This is a genomic window from Paenibacillus sp. JJ-223 (assembly GCF_927798175.1).
GTDB lineage: Bacteria > Bacillota > Bacilli > Paenibacillales > Paenibacillaceae > Paenibacillus > Paenibacillus hubeiensis.
Genome location: NZ_CAKMMP010000003.1, coordinates 434,969 through 453,124 on the forward strand (window position 1 = coordinate 434,969; position 18,156 = coordinate 453,124).

An 18,156-nucleotide genomic window follows, 5' to 3' on the forward strand; every position below is an offset into this window, starting at 1 on the left:
CCGGGAAAATTCACGACTATTCTATACGTAATTATTATTATGTAAACTTATATTTTTCGATGGCCCCTATAAGCAGCATCTATGCAAGGATTCGATTGAAAAGTTTGAAAATAAAGCATTCCCGCATCAAACCTCCTATACAACTTTCCTCGATTGCACCGACTTCATCGTTCCATTTTTACCATTTTTCGAAGCTGATCAAGGCCTGCTGTGATCTCATGAAAATCGTTTTCGAAAAAATGAACTCGCCGAAGTTCTGGCGACATACTCCATAATAAAAATGTTAACATTCCCTTGTTTCATGAATTATCGAGCTATAATATGCGGTTTGGATGGTAAATATGACGTGCACACGGTCATGGGAGGTATTTTCCTTCAAAAAAGCGGTCGGCATTCAGCCTCTGCATCCATGATCTTCGTTGAAAATGGATTGAAAATCGGTCCGCTTAGAAGGTCCCACGTCTAACTGCAATAAAGTTAATATTTTGAAATGGCATGGGGAGAGGCATGTCTTAGATCATTTTCATACCGATTTGCGATGGATTTCCACTCCGTTCTGCCTGTATGCTTTGGAAAACTGGAAAGGAAGTGGGAAAATGGAACGCGAACTGGCGTTGGAAATTGTCAGAGTAACAGAATTGGCAGCATTGGCTTCTGCCCCATGGATGGGTAGGGGAGACAAGAACAGTGCAGATGAAGCGGCTACTTTGGCCATGCGCGCCATGTTCGATTCCGTGTCCATTCGCGGCACGGTAGTAATCGGTGAGGGAGAAATGGATGAAGCGCCCATGCTGTACATCGGCGAAGAAGTCGGCAATGCCGAAGGGCCTGAGGTGGATGTGGCGGTTGACCCGCTCGAAGGCACCGAAATTGTCGCCAAGGGGCTGAACAACGCTTTATCGGTTATTGCAGTGGCGGGAAAAGGAAATTTGCTGCACGCCCCGGACATGTATATGGAGAAACTTTCCGTGGGGCCTGAATTGGTAGGTAAAGTCAGCATTGAAGATCCGATTGAATTGACGCTTGAAAAGGCGGCTGCCGCTCTGAACAAAAACATTTCGGACTTAACGGTCATGATCCTGGACCGCACAAGACATGAAAGCACGATCAAAACGCTGCGCAAAGTGGGCGTGCGCATCAAATTCCTCAGCGACGGCGACGTGGCAGGGGCGATGGCGCCGGCATTTCCTGAAGCAGGCATCGACCTGTATGTTGGATCAGGGGGAGCGCCGGAGGGGGTTCTGGCAGCTGCGGCATTATCTTGCCTCGGAGGAGAAATACAGGGCAGATTGATGCCTGCCAATGCGGACGAATTCCAACGCTGCTTGCAGATGGGGATCGATAATCCATACAAGGTGCTGACGATGGAAGACATGATCGGCACGGAAGACGTCATTTTCGCCGCGACGGGCGTAACCCCCGGCGAAATTCTGGGAGGCGTCCGATATCTTGCGGATGATCGGGCAGAGACCTATTCGATCGTAATGCGGGCCAAAACCAAAACGATCCGCTTCATTCGCTCCATGCATTTCCTTCCCAATAAAGAAGTGCTTCATAAAGTCAGACAGCTGCAGTCCAAACCGAAGCCCGCGGATCGCATTCCGAAAGTGTTCGAACAGGCCGAATTCAGCCAGTCTTCCGCCGATGCCGGAGTAACGGGAGTAAGCGGTTAGTTTATCAGGGAAATAAAAGCAAGCAGTCTTTTTGCAGCTTAAAATAAAAGATGTTCACCCGATTTGCATCGAATAAAGACAAGACAAAAAAGGAGGGGTTCTGCTTATGGTCAGAGCCCGTCCTTTTTACGTAAAAAGTATTGACAACGTTTACAACACATGAGAAAATGTACGCGCGTACATAAAAGTTAACCGAGGGATTGAGCGTTGATCACACCATCGTTTATGCCCTGTTTCGTTAACTTTTGATTTCATAATTACATGAGAGGGGTGAGGCGATGGCTACGCGAAAAGAGGTCGCGGACCTTGCAGGCGTGTCCGAAGCCACCGTATCCCGCGTGCTTAACGGGGTAGGCCCCATCAAGGAAGAAACGCGCCGCAAAGTGCTTGCAGCTTCCAAAAAGTTGGGATACGTACCGAGCGCGCTCGCCAGCCGTTTCGCACGCAGCAAAAGCGGAAATTTGGGCGTTGTGTTGCCGTACGTTCCAAAGGCCCATCTATTTTCGGCCTATTTCTTCTCGGAAATGCTAAGCGGCATCGGCAGCAAGGCCAGGGACAACGGCATGGACTTGCTCGTTCTGTTCAGAACGGCGGACGAAGTGATGGACTATGCGGATCTGTTTCGACGCCATAAGGTGGACGCTTGCGTCATTCTAGGGGCGCAAGATGACCCGAGCGAACTGGCGGCCCTGCGGGAACTGCATGATGAAGGGCATCCGTTCTGCGTGATGAACCAGCATTTTGCCGGCGAATCGTTCATGGAAGTGGATGCGGATCATGTGGAGGGCAGCAGGCTGGCCATCAGGCATCTTGCAGATCAAGGCTACCGCAAAATCGCGTTCCTCAACGGTCCTGACCGTTATTCGAACAGCCAGGAGCGCCTGCAGGGGGTTCGTATCGGCTTGGCGGAGGCTGGGCTGGGAGCTGAACCGCATCTTCTCCTGCAGGGCAATTACAGCCGCAGGAGCGGCATGGAGGCTGCCACAGCCATTGCGGATCGGATCGGCGAGATCGATGCGGTGTTCGCGGCCAATGACCGGATGGCGATTGGCGTCATGCATGGCCTGCGCGAGCGCGGCATAGCTATAGGCGATTTCCCGGCATTCGTCGGTTACGACGACTCCGACGCAGCAGAGATGGCGGTTCCGCCGCTAACCAGCGTAAGGGTTCCTTTTTACGAAATGGGCGAGCTGGCCGCCGCAAAGCTGATTCGCCACTCGCTTGGCGAAAGCGATTACACGGAAGATGAAAGCTCGGCGTTCAACCCGGCAAGGCAGCTGCTGCCGACGAAGCTCATCATCCGGGCGTCTTCGGAACGTAAAGCTTAAAAATTGGTTGCAATGTTAACGATGGCAATTTCCAAAGGAGGAAACGATCATGTCAAAACGTCTTCGTGTCGGAATGGTAGGATACAAATTCATGGGGAAGGCCCACAGCAACGCTTACCGCGCTCTGCCGATGTTCTTCCCTTCGGCTCCGCTCCAGCCTGAGATGTCCGTGATCTGCGGACGGAGCGAGCAGGGAGTTCAAGCGGCTGCGCAGCAGTTCGGATGGGCTGAAAGCGTAACGGACTGGCGGGAGCTCGTGAAGCGCGACGACATCGACCTGATCGATATCAACGCGCCGAGCGACGCGCACAAGGAAATCGCGCTTGAAGCGGCACGGCAGGGCAAGCACCTCTTCTGCGAAAAACCGCTGGCGCTTTCGCTGGCGGATTCCCGCGAAATGCTTCAGGCAGCGGAGGAAGCGGGCATTTCCCACATGGTCGGATTCAACTATCGCTTCTCTCCGGCCGTGCAGTTGGCGAAGGAGCTGGTGGAGAGCGGACGTCTCGGCAAAATTTATCATTTCCGCGCGTTCTTCCTTCAGGACTGGATTCTCGATCCATCGTTCCCGCTCGTTTGGCGCCTGCAAAAAGACGTAGCCGGGTCCGGTTCGCACGGCGATCTTGGTGCCCACCTGATCGATCTGGCGCGTTTCCTGGTCGGCGAATTCAAGGAAGTCATCGGCATGAGCGAAACGTTTATCAAGCAGCGTCCGCTGGCTTCGGAAATGACCGGACTGACCGCTAAAGGCAACTCGGGCACCGATGCGCCGATGGGCGAAGTTACGGTGGATGATGCGACCTTGTTCCTCGCACGTTTTGAGAACGGTGCGGTGGGCAGTTTCGAGGCGACTCGTTTTGCGGCAGGCCATCGCAGCACCAATTCGTTCGAGATCAACGGCAGCTTGGGCAGCGTGCGCTTCGATTTCGAACGCATGAACGAGTTGGAAGTGTACTTCACGAAGGATGAGGAAGATGTGCAAGGTTTCCGGCGCGTGCTTGCGACCGATGCGGCGCATAAGTATGCCGAGGCTTGGTGGCCGGCTGGGCACACGATCGGCTTCGAGCATACGTTCACGCATGAAATGCTGGAACTGGTGACGGCGATCTCCGAAGGACGCCAGCCTCAGCCAAGCTTCCATGACGGCGTAGCTTGTCAGGCCGTATTGGAAGCCGTGGAACGTTCCGTAACGGAACGGCGTTGGGTCGGACTGGAAGAAATGTAGGGTTGAGGAAACAAAGTACAAAGTGCCATGGCAGCGAATATAACAAACTTTCGGGAAAGCGAGTGATTGGCGATGAGCAAAGCTTTGATCGTATGGGGTGGCTGGGATGGTCACGAACCGGAACAGGTAGCGGCTATTTTTGAACGCATTTTGAAGGAAGAAGGATTTGAGGTAGAGGTATCCAACACGCTGGACTCCTACGCCGATGCACAGAAACTGCTTGACCTGGATCTGATCGTTCCGTTGTGGACGATGGGGCAGATTGAACAAGAGCTGGTCAATAACGTATCCGCGGCCGTACAGAGCGGGGTCGGTCTTGCAGGCTGCCACGGCGGCATGTGCGACGCGTTCCGCAACAACGTTGATTGGCAGTTCATGACGGGTGGACAATGGGTTGCCCATCCCGGCAACGATGGCGTCGAGTACACGGTGAACATGAAGCGCGGATCAAGCCCGCTCCTGGATCATATCGAAGACTTCGAAGTCAAAAGCGAGCAATATTACCTGCATGTCGATCCTGCGGTGGAAGTATTGGCAACAACCCGCTTCCCGATCGTTAACGGTCCTCATGCGGCGAACGGTCCTGTCGACATGCCTGTTGTCTGGACGAAGCGCTGGGGAGCCGGCCGCGTGTTCTACAACTCGCTCGGACACCATGCCGACATCGTGGACATGAAACCCGTGTCCGAAATGATGCGCAGCGGTTTCAAATGGGCGGCGGCAGGCAAAGCCGTGGCCAAAGAACGGAATGTTGCGAGCACGGAAGCATACACAGGCATGGCGGATAATCAAACGGTATAACGCGCATAAAGAGGCTCCAACAATTCAATATACGCCCGAAGGGAGTACGGACAATCATGGACAAAATGAAAGTCGGCATTATTGGTTGCGGCAAAATCAGCGGCATCTACATGGAAAACTGCCACCGATTCGAGGTGCTCGAGCTTGCAGCCGTAGCAGATATCGACCGGAAGCGCGCGGAGGAACAGGCTGCTGCCTATCAGGTTCCGAAAGTATATTCGGTGGAAGAGATTTTGGCGGATCCCGAAATCGAACTGATCATCAACCTGACGATCCCCGCCGTACATGCGGATGTCTGCTTGAAGGCGCTTGAAGCAGGCAAACACGTCTACGTCGAAAAACCCCTTGCCGTTACCCGCGAAGAAGGTCAAGCCGTGCTGGAGCTTGCCCGCGAAAAGGGCTTGCTGGTCGGCTGCGCACCCGAAACGTTCTTCGGTTCCGGCATTCAGACATCGCTGAAACTCGTCGAAGACGGGGTAATCGGCAAGCCGATGTCTGCGACCGCTTTTATGATGAGCCGCGGCCACGAGCACTGGCATCCGGATCCGGAGTTTTACTATGCATCCGGCGGCGGCCCGATGTTCGATATGGGTCCTTATTATTTGACGGCACTGGTGCAGCTGCTCGGACCGATCTCCAAAATTGCGGGCATGACGGGCAAGGCCATGGACCAACGCACCATTAGCAGCGAGAAAAAGCGGGGCCAAACGATCCAAGTGGACATTCCGACGCACGTAACGGGTCTGCTGCAATTCGAGCAAGGGGCGATCGGCACGCTCATCACGAGCTTTGACGTATTTGGCGGGAGCGCACTGCCTCCGATCGAGGTTTATGGAACGCACGGCACGCTGCAAGTTCCCGATCCGAACACCTTCGGCGGTCCGGTCCGGTATCGCTTGACGGGCGAGCAGGAGTGGACCGAGGTTCCGCTGCTTCCCGGCTATCAGGAAAACACGCGCGGAATCGGCGTTGCGGATATGGCATACGCTGCGCGCAGCGGCCGCGCTCATCGGGCAAGCGGGGAATTGGCATACCATGTGCTTGAAGCCATGTGGGCCTTCCATGACTCCTCCGATACCGGAACGTTCTACGAGATGAAGAGCACCTGCAAACGTCCGGCGGCGCTGCCGGAGAACTTGCCGTTGTATACGCTGGATCAATAAAAAAACTTCGTCAATAGCAGCTCATTCAACCGGCTGCAAGACCATGAAAACAGCCCCGCGTCCTTATCATTAAGGAGGCGGGGCTGCTGCTTTTCACGATCGAGTTACAATAATTCAAGGTTTACCGATATAAGGTTCAAGGTTCAAAACCCGCCTGGCTGATCCGGATTTCGTCCGAGGAGAAGCATGTCCGCATGCGCTCCAGCACGATTCGGTAAGCATCCGGACCGTACCATTCCTCATATCCGCCTTCTTCATAAAGGACATCCAAGCCAAGCCTGCGCGTGCGTTTGCCTTCGCTGCCGTCGCCCATGAAATAATCGTCGATGCAAATGCGCTGCGTAAGCGGCCTCAGCAGGGAAGCGAATCGTTCGCTGCTTGGCAAAACCGGAGCGATCGCTGCCTGCGTCGGAATGCCTGCGTCGCGCAGTGCGGCAAGCGCTTTTAATCTTGCAGCGATCGGCGGCGCAGCCGGGCTGAACAGCTTGCGGACATGCTCCAGATCGGTTTCCACCGTCATGCTTACACGCACGCGCTGACCCAAGGATTGAAGCAGGTCGATATCCCGGGTGACGAGAGGACTGCGGGTCTGGACCAGCACGAAGTCTGGTGGATCGTCGGCCATCACCTCCAGCAAAGAGCGCGTGACACGTTCTTTATGTTCGACTGGCTGATAAGGATCGGTGCTGGAGGACATAAATATCGTCACAGGACCTTTGGCCTTGGCACGTTTGAGCTCGCGGACAAACACGGCGGCGGCCTGCTGCTTCACATCGACCCAACTGCCCCAGGCCTCACCGCGAAACAGCGCCACCGGCATCTGCCTGACATAACAATATGAACACGCAAAGGAACATCCGGCGTACGGATTCAACGTGTGGGAATACCCTTGAAGGAAGCCGCTCCCTTTGTTCATCAGCGATTTTGGATTTTTATGGAAAATGGTCGCTTTCATGAGTCATCACCTAACTTTTCCCGATACTGTGCGGGCGTGAGGCCGGTCGATTTTCGAAAGAGGGTACTAAAATAAGCGGCATTCGGTATGCCGACCTTGGGCCCGATCTCGGCAATGGAAAGGCTCTGGTCGCGCAGCAAGCCTTTGGCCGCAGCCATCCGTTTCGTTTGAATGTATTGAACCGGCGTCATGCCGGTGACCCGCTTGAATACGCGGTGCAAATGATAGGGACTGCCGTGACTCGCAGCGGCCAATGCGTCCAGCGTAATTGCTTCGGCATAATGGACATGAATATAGTCGGTAACGACGGCAATCCATTCCTGGTCCGGAACCCGTTTTCCCGTAGGCTTGCAGCGTTTGCAAGGTCTAAACCCGCGATTCAGCGCCTCATCGGCGTTTGCGAAGAGCAGAACGTTTTCGGGAAGCGGAGCCTTGGATTTGCAGGAAGGACGGCAGAAGATGCCTGTTGTCGCGACGCCGTAAAAGAATCGCCCGTCCCAGGACGCATCGTTGCCGATGATGGCTTTCCAGTGTTCTTCGCTCAAGGATAACGATTTTGCGCCGGCTCGACGGTCTGCGGCATGTTTCATGGCACTCACCTCCAGTTCCATTATAACCGTCTTGAGATCGTCAACAACGGTGAAAGAACGTAAAAGCAAGATTTCAAAACGAATTTCTGAGAAGTCCAATAGAGCATGCGATGAGGTGAGGTGCTGCCTTCAATCTGAATGCAATATAAGCTACAATGTACTGGAGACTGATAATAATATTTACTCATCGATGAAAGAGGTAGGTAGACATGGTTCGTTTTGGCGTGGTAGGTACGAATTGGATTACGGAAAGGCTGCTGGAGGCTGCCGTGCAGGTCGAAGGTTTCGAGTTGACGGCCGTCTTTTCGAGAACCGCGGAGAAGGCGAATGCCTTTGCCGATCAATATCAAGCAGAACATCGGTTCACGAATTTGGAAGAAATGGCAGCGAGCGAGCATCTGGATGCCGTATACATCGCTACGCCCAATACGCTTCATGCCGCGCAGGCAGAATTGTTTCTGCGTAACGGCAAACATGTGTTGTGCGAGAAGCCTTTGGCGGCCAACAGCGCCGAAGTCGGTCGCATGATCGAGGTTGCGCGCAAGCACGATGTCCTCTTGATGGAGGCCATGAAATCGACCGTGCTGCCCGTGTTCCGGATGGTGCAATCGCATCTGCACAAAATCGGGCCTGTTCGCAAATACGTGGCCAGCTATTGCCAGTATTCCTCGCGTTATGACAAATACAAGGAAGGCGTCGTGCTGAACGCATTTAAACCGGAACTGGCGAACGGGGCGCTGATGGATCTTGGGGTGTACTGCCTGTATCCGCTGATTACCCTGTTTGGCGCACCGCAGCAGGTGCAGGCGCAAGCGATGATGCTGGATTCCGGCGTGGACGGCCAGGGCAGCGTCCTTTTGAATTATGAAGGATTGGAAGCCGTCGTGACGTATTCGAAAATTTCGAATTCCTATGTTCCTACCGAAATTATGGGCGAACGGGGCAGCATCCTGATCGACAAAATCGGATCCCCTGAACAGGCCGAAATCCGGTACAACGACGGCACCGTCGAGAACATTGCGGCGGATCAGACGCACCCGGTCATGTATTATGAGGTGGAGGAGTTCGTGAAGCTGATCGAAGAGGGCAGACGAGAGTCGGACATCAATACGTATGAACGCTCCCTGGTCACGATGCAGGTCATGGATCGGATTCGGAAGCAAATCGGACTTGTTTTCCCGAATGATTGAATGAAAAATTGGAAAGTCGAGGCGAGTAGAGATGAGCGAGAACAGAAGAGACGAGCAAACGGGACGGTCGTCCGCTTTGGAGCTGGACCAGATCGTGTTTATCGGAAGAACGTTTGAAGAATACGTGCGCATGTTCGATCTTCGTCCGGAAGAACTGCGTGGCACATCCATTCTGGATTGTCCGGGAGGCGCATGTTCCTTTACGGCGCGAGCCTGCGAGCTCGGTGCCCGTGCCGTTGCGGCCGATATCGCGTATGCGTTTGATTTGGAGAGTTTAAGGTTGAAGGGGCAGGCAGACATCGATCATACGATGCGGCAGTTGTCCAAAGTAAGCGACGGCTTTCGTTGGGAGGAGCACGGGTCGATCGACGGCCTGAAAGTGGAACGATTGCGTGCGCTCAGAGAGAGTACCGATGACATGGCCAACTTTCCGGAACGTTATGTCTCAGCCGTGCTGCCTGGTCTGCCGTTTGAGGATGAATGGTTCGATTTGACGTTATCGGCCCATTTCCTTTTTACCTACGCAGATCAGCTGGATCTGGATTTCCATGTGCGTACCTTGCGGGAGCTGCTGCGGGTGACCAAAGGGGAGCTGCGCATTTTCCCTACGGCAGATCGTTCGGGGAAACGCTACAGTCAAATGGATGAGCTGCTGGCTTCGGTGGCGGATTCCGGGTATTCCGTATCGGAAGTGAAGACCGCATACGAGTTCCAGTCGGGCGCACACACGATGCTAATCATCCGAAAATGATCTTATCAGGCAGTGATTTTTCCTCCGCTGAGGAACATCAGTGGTTGAAATCAGGCAGGTTGCCGCTTTCCGGAATTTGTTCTTCTTCGTCAACGCCCGTTATAATTTGGTTTTAAGTCAGAACGTGCAGAGGAGGTTAAATGGGAATGAAAAAAGTGCTTATTCTTGGCGGTACGCGTTTCTTTGGCAAACGTCTGGTAGACCATCTGTTATGGGAAGGCCAATCGGAGATTACGATCGCTACGCGCGGCAATACGGATCCAGGTTTCCCAGACGAGGTGAGACGGATCAAATTGGACCGGGAAGATCCGCAATCCCTTGCGGCTGCCGCGCAGTCGGACCACTGGGATGTCGTCTACGACAACATCTGTTATTCGCCGAATGACGCCACATCCGCTTGTGAGGCCTTCAAGGGAAGAACGCGGCGTTATGTGCTGACGTCAACGTTGTCCGTCTATGGCGATCCGCGCCCCGGGTTTACGGAGACCGATTTTGATCCATATACATATCCGGTCCAACCGGGAGGCCGCGACGATTTCTCCTACGGGGAGGGCAAACGGATGGCGGAGGCGGTATTTTTCCAACAGGCTGATTTTCCGGTGGCTGCGATGCGCATCCCGATCGTGCTCGGCATCGATGATTATACGAAACGTCTGCATTTCCATGTCGAACACGTGCAAAAGGGCAAGCCGATCGGCATTCCGAACAAAGATGCGGAGATCGCCTTCATCAACTCGACCGAAGCGGCGAGGTTTCTCGCATGGCTTGGCAAACATTCGTTGACGGGTCCTGTCAACGCTGCATCCAAAGGCACGATCACCCTGTCGGCGATGATGAACCTGATCGAAACCGTGACCGGCATGCAGGCCCAGATCCTGACCCGGACAGGGCCGGAAGACATGTCGCCGTTCGGCGTGGCGCAATCGTGGTTCATGGATACAGCGAAAGCGGAGCAGGAAGGGTATTCGTTCGAGGCATTGATGGACTGGTTCCCGGGTCTTGTCAGAGAAGTCGCGCTCGCGCTTCAATCCAACGTTTGAACGATAATGTCCCAAAGTATGATTAATGCGACCACGAATCTACGATCGAGCTGAGCATACGCGGTTATTATAAAGAGACCATGCATCCAACGCGATGCATGGTCTTTGTTTATCAAGCGGCGGATGAAACCATACCCGGAACCATCCGCGTATTCAGCAAATTGCTCCATCACTCACCACGGTGCAGATCGTGGTGAAGTCGCCGACGCGCGTATGCGCAGCTCCGATGGCAGAATGACCGTCTGGGGCTCGGCTGGCGCCTTGTCCTCGATCCGATCGATCAGCATCCGCATGCCTCGGGCGCCGAATTCATAGGCCGGCTGCGCCGCAACGGTCAGGAACGGATCGAACGCGGACGCTGCATCCAGATCGTCGAAACAGACGACCGAAACGTCGTCAGGCACGGCAAGCCCTTTTTTTCGCAAAATCCGAATGACTCCGATCGCAACGAGATTGTTCGCGGCAAAAATGGCCGTAGGGCCGTCCGGGCCGTCCAGTAATGAATGGAGCGCTTGCTCGTCCCGGAACTCCCGGTAGTCTGTCCGCAGCACGAAGGATGGATCGGCATCTAGTCCGGCTTCCTGCAATCCCTCCATATACCCCTGTTCCCGCAAGCGGGCCGTCGACACATCGGGAGAACCATTGACGAGCGCAATGCGCCGGTGGCCGAGCTTCACGAGGTAACGCATCAGCTGGAGGGCGCCTTCGCGGCTGTCGCCGGCAATAACGTCTGACGTGATGCCCGGAACGGTGCGGTCCAGAATGACAAACGGAATGCTGCGTGCCTGCAATTGCTGCAAATGGTCCAGCGATCGGTCTCCGGCAGGCGCAAACAGTACGCCGTCGACCCGAGTGGACAGCAGGGCCTCGACATAACTTTTCTCCTTCCCGTAATCTTCATCGCTGTTGGCGAACAGCAGGCGGTATCCGCGTTCATGGGCTGCATCCTCCGCTCCCCGTGCCAAGGTGGTGTAGAACGGATTGGTAATATCGGTAATGAGCAGGGACAGTATGCCGGTACGCTGAAGCACGAGACTTCGTGCGTTTGAATTCGGAATATATCCGAGCTCGTCAATGACCTGCTGCACGCGTTCACGCGTTGCGGAGCTGATTCGCCCCGTCTGATTGATGACTTTGGAGACCGTCATCGCGGAGACGTTGGCTTTTTTGGCAATGTCATAAATCGTAATCAATGCGATCGAACCTTTCTCGGGTGATGTTCCTCCCATTTTATAGGATGACCTCGATTGACAGCAAGAGAAGTGCATGCTATGTTAGGGTTACCGATAACCCTACTAACAAAAGACTTCATTTTCACAGCATCCTTCTTGCCTAAAATGGCTGTTTACATCATAGAAGGGTGAAGTACATATCCATTGAAAATGAGGTCCCATGCGCAGAGATTGTATCGGTGTTTTTAACCAAAGTTATGTAAACGCATTCAAAACGAGCGAAACCCCGTATACAAGGCTGTGGGCACAAGAAAATAAGGCATCGTAACGTGATTCGCGAAATTCCATGGACCCATTAAAGGAGGACGCTTAACGATGACACATCAGGATTACCGTTATAAGCAGGCTTTTCCCAAGATTGGCATTCGTCCCACGATTGACGGAAGACGCAAGGGAGTTCGCGAATCGCTGGAGGAGCAAACGATGCGCATGGCCACCAGCGTGGCCGAATTGATCTCGGCTGAACTTCGATACCCCGACGGCTCGCCGGTAGAATGCATCATTGCCGAATCCTGCATTGGCGGCGCCGCCGAGGCTGCGGCTGCAGGTGAACTGTTCAACCGCTCCGACGTTGGCGTTACGATTACGGTCACCCCTTGCTGGTGTTACGGCACGGAAACGATGGATATGTCTCCTTCGACGCCGACGGCGATTTGGGGATTCAACGGCACGGAGCGGCCGGGTGCGGTATATTTGGCGGCTGTACTTTCGGCTCATGCCCAGAAAGGGATTCCGGCGTTCGGCATTTACGGTGAACATGTTCAGGATGGGGGAGACTCTTCGATTCCGGACGATGTGCGGGAGAAGCTGCTGCGTTTCAGCCGCGCAGCGCTCGCAGTAGCGACGATGAAAGGCCGGGCTTATCTGTCGATCGGTTCGGTTTCCATGGGGATTGCCGGCTCCATCGTGAACGATGCATTTTTTCAAGAATATCTCGGCATGCGGAACGAATATGTGGACATGAGCGAACTGACGCGCCGCATCGAGGAAGAAATCTACGATCCCGAGGAATACAAGCTGGCGCTCGCTTGGGTGAAAGAGAACTGCATTGAAGGCCCGGATAACAATCCACCGCATTTACAGACGGATCGCAAGCGGAAGGATTACGAATGGGAAACGGTCGTGAAAATGACGCAAATCGTGCGGGATTTGATGGCCGGAAATCCAAGGCTTGCCGAGCTCGGTTATGCCGAAGAATCGATGGGTCACCATGCGATCGTATCCGGTTTTCAAGGACAACGCCAGTGGACGGATCATGCGCCGAACGGGGATTTCCTCGAATCGATGCTGAATTCCTCCTTCGACTGGAACGGAAGACGTGCGCCTTATCTTGTCGCTACGGAAAACGACAGCTTGAACGGCGTATCCATGCTGTTCGGTTCCTTGCTGACACATACCGCGCAGATTTTTGCCGATGTGCGTACGTATTGGAGCCCGGACTCCGTCAAACGGGTAACAGGACATCAGCTGGAAGGTCTTGCGCAGGACGGTATCCTTCATCTGATCAACTCCGGTTCGGCGGCGCTGGACGGCACGGGCGAACAGACCCGGGACGGTAAGCCGGCGCTGAAGCCGTTTTGGGAAATAACGGATGAAGAAGCCAAGGCGTGCCTGGGGGCCACATCCTGGAGACCGGCATCGGTGGAATATTTCAGGGGCGGCGGTTTCTCGGCGGATTTCCTTACGCGGGGCGGCATGCCTGTCACGATGACCCGGCTCAATCTGGTCAAGGGACTTGGCCCGGTGCTTCAAATTGCCCAAGGATATACGGTGGATCTGCCGGAGGACGTGCACGATGCGCTCGATCAACGCACGGACCCGACTTGGCCATCGACCTGGTTTGCCCCGATCCTGACCGGTTCGGGAGCCTTTACCTCCGTGTACGAAGTCATGAACCAATGGGGAGCGAATCATGGCTCCATCTCATATGGCCATATCGGCGCAGACCTGCTGACGCTGGCTTCCATGCTGCGCATACCGGTCAGCATGCATAACGTGCCTGCTGAAGACATTTTCCGGCCGCGAGCATGGGGACTGTTCGGAACGAGCGAACCGGAAAATGCCGATTACCGCGCATGCAGCACCTTTGGCCCATTGTACCGCTAGGATTGCTTACAGACATTGTCGATCATCGGTTCTAAAAGGAGGAATAGCGGATGGGAAAGCAGGCAATCCGCGTGCTTGCCGCAGATTTCGGGGCCGGAAGCGGCCGGGTGGTTCGGGGCAGCTATGACGGCGCAAAGCTTGAGTTGCAAGAGGTGCACAGGTTCGCCAACGATCCCGTGCAGCTCGGCGCAGACCTGTATTGGGATTTCCTGCGGCTCTATCATGAACTCAAGGAAGGCATCGCGAAAGGGGCACGGTCCGTGTCCGGGATTCATTCCATGGCGGTAGATACATGGGGCGTTGATTTCGGCCTGGTGGACGGAACCGGGAGGCTGCTTCGAAATCCGCGCCATTATCGCGATGCAAGCAACAAAGCGTGGATGCAGGAGGCCGTGCGCCTAGTCAGCGAACGGGAACTGTACCGGATGTCCGGCGTATTGCCCCATCAGATCAACAGCGTGTTCCAATTGTTCGGACGTGCGCGGGAGCATGCCGGACATCTGGGTTCGGATACGCGGATGATGTTCATGCCGGATCTGTTCCACTATTATCTCTCTGGCGTGCAATCTTGCGAATATACGATCGCAAGCACCAGCGGGTTGCTTCAGGCTGGGCGATCGCAATGGAACGAACCGCTCTTACACCGGTTGGGGCTGCCGGAAACGTTGTTCCCCGAGGTCGTTCCTTCTGGAACGATCCTAGGTGGACTGTCCGGCGACCTGCGCAAAGAATTGCAGACTGGCCCCATTCAGGTTGTGGCTGCGGGTTCGCATGATACCGCCTCCGCCGTTGCGGCCATTCCAGCCACAGGTTCGGACCATGCGTTTATCAGCTGTGGAACATGGTCGCTTATGGGCATGGAAATGGATAAGCCGGTATTGAATGATACGGCCCGCGACCTGGGGTTTACCAATGAAGGTACGGTAGATGGCAGGATTCGCCTGCTCAAAAACCGATCCGGCCTGTGGCTTCTACAGGAATGCAAGCGACAGTGGGAGCGGGAGGGGCGATCGTTCTCGCACGAGGAACTGGTCCAGCTCGCCGCCACGTCCACACCGCACCTGTGTTACGTCTCCTTGGCTGACGAAGCGTTCATGGCACCGGGCAACATGCCAGAGCGGATTCGCAAGCAGTGCGAGGCCAGCAGGCAAACGGTGCCCGCGACGGTTGGAGCCGTCGTGCGCTGTATCATCGAAAGCCTTGCCCTGGAGTTCAGGCAGACGCTGGAAGAACTTGAACGGGTTACGGGGGTTGAGCCGCGCGTGATTCATATGGTGGGGGGCGGGGTGCATAACCGGCTGCTGTGTCAGTTGACCGCAAATGCTGCCGGCATTCCGGTCATCGCTGGCCCAGCCGAGGCTACCTCGGCCGGAAACTGCATGGTCCAGTTGATGGCCCAGGGCGAATTTGCCCATCTCGGCGAGATCCGGGAGGTCATGAAGGTTTCTTTTTCACCACAGACGTATGAACCCCAGGAAATGGCGCAATGGCAGGAAGCATACGGCACGTATCAGCGATTGAACATGCAGACGTAAATAGAATGATCTAAACCTTGGATATAAAGGAGTGGAGAGGACATGTTGGAACAAACGGAACAGCAGGTGCGGGAGGAACTGACGAAGTATGCCAGAAAAGCAGTCGCGCAAGGACTGGTGGTAGGACCCGGCGGAAACATCAGCGCACGCGCGGGCGACACGATGCTGCTTTCCCCAAGCGGTTATGCGCTGGAAGAACTGGAACCGGATGAGTGGGTTGCCGTGGATATTTCCACGGGGGAGACGCGGCCAGGCTCTCCCCGCCCTTCATCCGAAGTGCTGATGCACTTGTTCGCGTATCGCGTTAATGCGGGCATTCAAGCGATCGTACACACGCATCCGGCCTACACCATTGCGCTCAGCCTGGTATACGACGAACTGCCGCACCTCTTTCCCGATCAATCCGCACTCGTGGGGGACATCGGTATGGTCCCTTATGTACTGCCAACCACCAAACGCCTTGCCGATACCGTCTCCGCGAAAGTGGGACCAGGGCAGCATAGCGCCTTGATCCTGGCGAACCATGGTCTGGTGACGATCGGCAAAAATCTGCGGGAAGCCTATTATCGTACACAAGTCGTTGAGGAAAGCGCCAAGGTGTACATGATCGCCCAGTCGGTCGGAGAACCCAGAGCGCTCACGGCTGAACAATATAAAGAGATCCAATCTCTGGAAACGGAGGCGTACCGCGTCCAGCTGCTGCAGCAGCTTAAATCCTGATTCGTGAAAATAAATGAAATTCTTTTTTCGACAACTATTGCATATCCGCTATTACCGAGTATAATACTTGGTAAACAAACCGTAGGGGGATGCAATAAACGATGAAAACATACGATGAATTGAACTCGCTGCTTGTCGACGATTATCTGGATCTCCTGAACATGGCTGACCGGCTCGGGGATGATGAATGGAAGCAATCCATTTTGGATGCACTCCGCGAAGAGGTAGAGGCAAACCGCCATCGGGATTCGCATGAGGTCAGACACGACCTCTGGGTACAGTTTGAACATATTAATGAACAAATGCATGCTTTGCTGCTGCAGTTGAAGGATACGGACGAACCGAACGAAAAAGAAAAAATCATCGAGGAATTGTGGGGGCTTAAAGTCGACCGCAATGCCATTTCACGCAAGTTGGAAACGATCACCCGATCCGGTGCCGGCAGATAATACAACAGCTTTCGCTCTAAATATATATAATCATATAGATATATACCGCCAAGCTTGTCTATCCTAGCGCTATGCTAGGAGAGGCAGGCTTTTTGTGCGGGAATAGTGACCCTTGCAGCGATTCATGTATAATGAACAGGACGCGTTTTCCAAGGCTTGTGGTGGGACAACGTTAAGTCAGGCATAATTGGGCTTATAGTGAAGCGAGGCGAGCAGGGATGGATTTGGAAAAGCAAAGACTGAGCATTGAAGCAGCCAAATTGTACTATCAATCGGATTACAGCCAGCAGGATATCGCCGAGAGGCTCGGCGTGTCGCGCCCTACGGTATCCCGTTTGTTACAGTACGCCAAGGATCGCGGGTATGTACGCATCGAAATTATGGACCCGCTGGAGGACATCGACATCATTGCCGACGAGTTGAAAGCCAAATATGGGCTTGAAACGGCGCTGGTCTGTTTTGCTCCGATCAAAAGCGATGAAGAGATCCGGAAACACATCAGCAAACGTGCGGCCGATTATATGCATGAGATCGTGCAGGATACCGATATCATCGGCGTGACCTGGGGAACGACGATGCATGACGTGGCCCGCCAGCTGCGCCCAAAACAAGTCAAGGGCGTTGAAGTCGTTCAGCTGAAGGGCGGAGTCAGCCATTCACATGTGAATACTCATGCGGCAGAGATTGCGCATTTGTTCGCCGAAGCCTTTCATACCGTTCCGCGGTATTTGCCGTTGCCGGTCATTTTCGACAATATCGAAGTGAAGAAAATGGTCGAAGCCGACAGGCATATCGGAAGGATCGTGGAACTCGGGAGACAGGCCAACATCGCGGTCTTCACCGTGGGAACGGTGAAAGAGGATGCGCTTCTGTTCAAATTGGGCTATTTCAACGAAACGGAGCAGCGGCTTCTGATGGAAAACGGCGTGGGAGACATCTGTTCCCGCTTCTTTGACGCGGAAGGCCGATTGATCAGCGATGAGATCAACAGCAGAACCGTGGGGATCGATTTGGGCGAGCTGCGCAAAAAAGACAAATCGATTCTCGTTGCCGGTGGGCAGCGTAAGATCGAAGCCATCCATGCGGCATTGAGAGGACATTATGCGAACACCCTGGTTACGGACCAGTACACGGCGCAAGCACTGCTGCGAATGTAAAGCCGCCGCCGAATCGCGGCAGATCCTTAAGCCGCCGTTGGAATAATGCTTGCCGGAGGCAAACCGGTTAATATAGAAAGCGGTGACAACATCTGCCAAAGACAATCGGTGGATGTTTTGTTTTTTTAGGCAAAAGATAAGTCGTATGGCAACCCAAGTTATCTTTACAGATTGAACGAAAGTTCAAATTGATTTTTACATATGTTCATGGTAGTGTAACAGTATGGAATTCATCAGTTCAGAA

General features: G+C 54.2%; 16 protein-coding genes. 13 read left to right on the forward strand and 3 right to left on the reverse strand.

What is annotated here, in order from left to right; all coding sequences use genetic code 11:
* Positions 1–596: 596 nt before the first annotated feature.
* The 5 genes from glpX to L6H98_RS08255 all read left to right on the forward strand — a co-directional run bounded on the left by glpX (position 597) and on the right by L6H98_RS08255 (position 6,187).
* Positions 597–1,673, forward strand: coding sequence for a class II fructose-bisphosphatase (gene glpX / locus L6H98_RS08235; RefSeq protein WP_236414233.1), 1,077 nt, complete (start codon positions 597–599; stop codon positions 1,671–1,673).
* A gap of 278 nt (positions 1,674–1,951) precedes the next feature.
* Entirely contained in the window at positions 1,952–3,001 is a 1,050-nt protein-coding gene (locus L6H98_RS08240; protein ID WP_236414234.1) for a LacI family DNA-binding transcriptional regulator, read from the forward strand.
* A gap of 49 nt (positions 3,002–3,050) precedes the next feature.
* Positions 3,051–4,223 (forward strand): Gfo/Idh/MocA family oxidoreductase, encoded by a 1,173-nt coding sequence (locus L6H98_RS08245; RefSeq protein ID WP_236414235.1) that lies wholly within the window; start codon positions 3,051–3,053, stop codon positions 4,221–4,223.
* 72 nt (positions 4,224–4,295) lie between these two features.
* The gene (locus tag L6H98_RS08250; RefSeq protein WP_236414237.1) at positions 4,296–5,024 is read left to right on the forward strand and encodes a ThuA domain-containing protein; all 729 of its coding nucleotides are present in this window, start codon (positions 4,296–4,298) and stop codon (positions 5,022–5,024) included.
* Between the two features lie 56 nt (positions 5,025–5,080).
* Positions 5,081–6,187, forward strand: a complete 1,107-nt coding sequence (locus L6H98_RS08255; RefSeq protein WP_236414239.1) for a Gfo/Idh/MocA family oxidoreductase — start codon at positions 5,081–5,083, stop codon at positions 6,185–6,187.
* Positions 6,188–6,323: 136 nt separating this feature from the next.
* Here the strand turns inward: L6H98_RS08255 and L6H98_RS08260 are convergent, their stop codons facing one another.
* Positions 6,324–7,142 (reverse strand): radical SAM protein, encoded by an 819-nt coding sequence (locus L6H98_RS08260; protein ID WP_236414241.1) that lies wholly within the window; start codon positions 7,140–7,142, stop codon positions 6,324–6,326.
* The gene (locus L6H98_RS08265; RefSeq protein ID WP_236414243.1) at positions 7,139–7,732 is read right to left on the reverse strand and encodes a bifunctional transcriptional activator/DNA repair enzyme AdaA; all 594 of its coding nucleotides are present in this window, start codon (positions 7,730–7,732) and stop codon (positions 7,139–7,141) included. Before L6H98_RS08265 ends, L6H98_RS08260 begins: the two co-directional genes overlap by 4 nt.
* Positions 7,733–7,941: 209 nt before the next feature.
* Between L6H98_RS08265 and L6H98_RS08270 the strand changes: the two genes are divergently transcribed.
* The 3 genes from L6H98_RS08270 to L6H98_RS08280 all read left to right on the forward strand — a co-directional run bounded on the left by L6H98_RS08270 (position 7,942) and on the right by L6H98_RS08280 (position 10,713).
* Positions 7,942–8,922, forward strand: a complete 981-nt coding sequence (locus L6H98_RS08270; protein ID WP_236414245.1) for a Gfo/Idh/MocA family oxidoreductase — start codon at positions 7,942–7,944, stop codon at positions 8,920–8,922.
* A gap of 31 nt (positions 8,923–8,953) precedes the next feature.
* Complete coding sequence (locus L6H98_RS08275) at positions 8,954–9,673, forward strand: class I SAM-dependent methyltransferase (RefSeq protein WP_236414247.1); 720 nt, start codon at positions 8,954–8,956, stop codon at positions 9,671–9,673.
* A gap of 146 nt (positions 9,674–9,819) precedes the next feature.
* Positions 9,820–10,713, forward strand: a complete 894-nt coding sequence (locus L6H98_RS08280) for an NAD-dependent epimerase/dehydratase family protein (RefSeq protein ID WP_236414248.1) — start codon at positions 9,820–9,822, stop codon at positions 10,711–10,713.
* A 173-nt stretch (positions 10,714–10,886) separates the two neighbouring features.
* Here the strand turns inward: L6H98_RS08280 and L6H98_RS08285 are convergent, their stop codons facing one another.
* Positions 10,887–11,906, reverse strand: a complete 1,020-nt coding sequence (locus tag L6H98_RS08285; RefSeq protein ID WP_236414370.1) for a LacI family DNA-binding transcriptional regulator — start codon at positions 11,904–11,906, stop codon at positions 10,887–10,889.
* A gap of 354 nt (positions 11,907–12,260) precedes the next feature.
* On the opposite strand from L6H98_RS08285, the gene L6H98_RS08290 reads away from it, so the two are divergent.
* From L6H98_RS08290 to L6H98_RS08310, 5 genes are all read left to right on the forward strand, one after another.
* Positions 12,261–14,051 (forward strand): L-fucose isomerase, encoded by a 1,791-nt coding sequence (locus L6H98_RS08290; protein WP_236414250.1) that lies wholly within the window; start codon positions 12,261–12,263, stop codon positions 14,049–14,051.
* A 50-nt stretch (positions 14,052–14,101) separates the two neighbouring features.
* Positions 14,102–15,586: a rhamnulokinase family protein gene (locus L6H98_RS08295; RefSeq protein ID WP_236414251.1), complete on the forward strand. Its 1,485-nt coding sequence runs from the start codon at positions 14,102–14,104 to the stop codon at positions 15,584–15,586.
* 42 nt (positions 15,587–15,628) lie between these two features.
* On the forward strand, positions 15,629–16,306 hold the full coding sequence (locus L6H98_RS08300) for a class II aldolase/adducin family protein (protein ID WP_236414252.1): 678 nt from the start codon (positions 15,629–15,631) through the stop codon (positions 16,304–16,306).
* A gap of 101 nt (positions 16,307–16,407) precedes the next feature.
* Positions 16,408–16,755, forward strand: a complete 348-nt coding sequence (locus L6H98_RS08305; RefSeq protein WP_236414253.1) for a hypothetical protein — start codon at positions 16,408–16,410, stop codon at positions 16,753–16,755.
* Between the two features lie 218 nt (positions 16,756–16,973).
* A complete protein-coding gene (locus L6H98_RS08310) occupies positions 16,974–17,912 on the forward strand; it encodes a sugar-binding transcriptional regulator (RefSeq protein WP_236414254.1) in 939 nt (312 codons plus the stop codon).
* Positions 17,913–18,156: the final 244 nt, after the last annotated feature.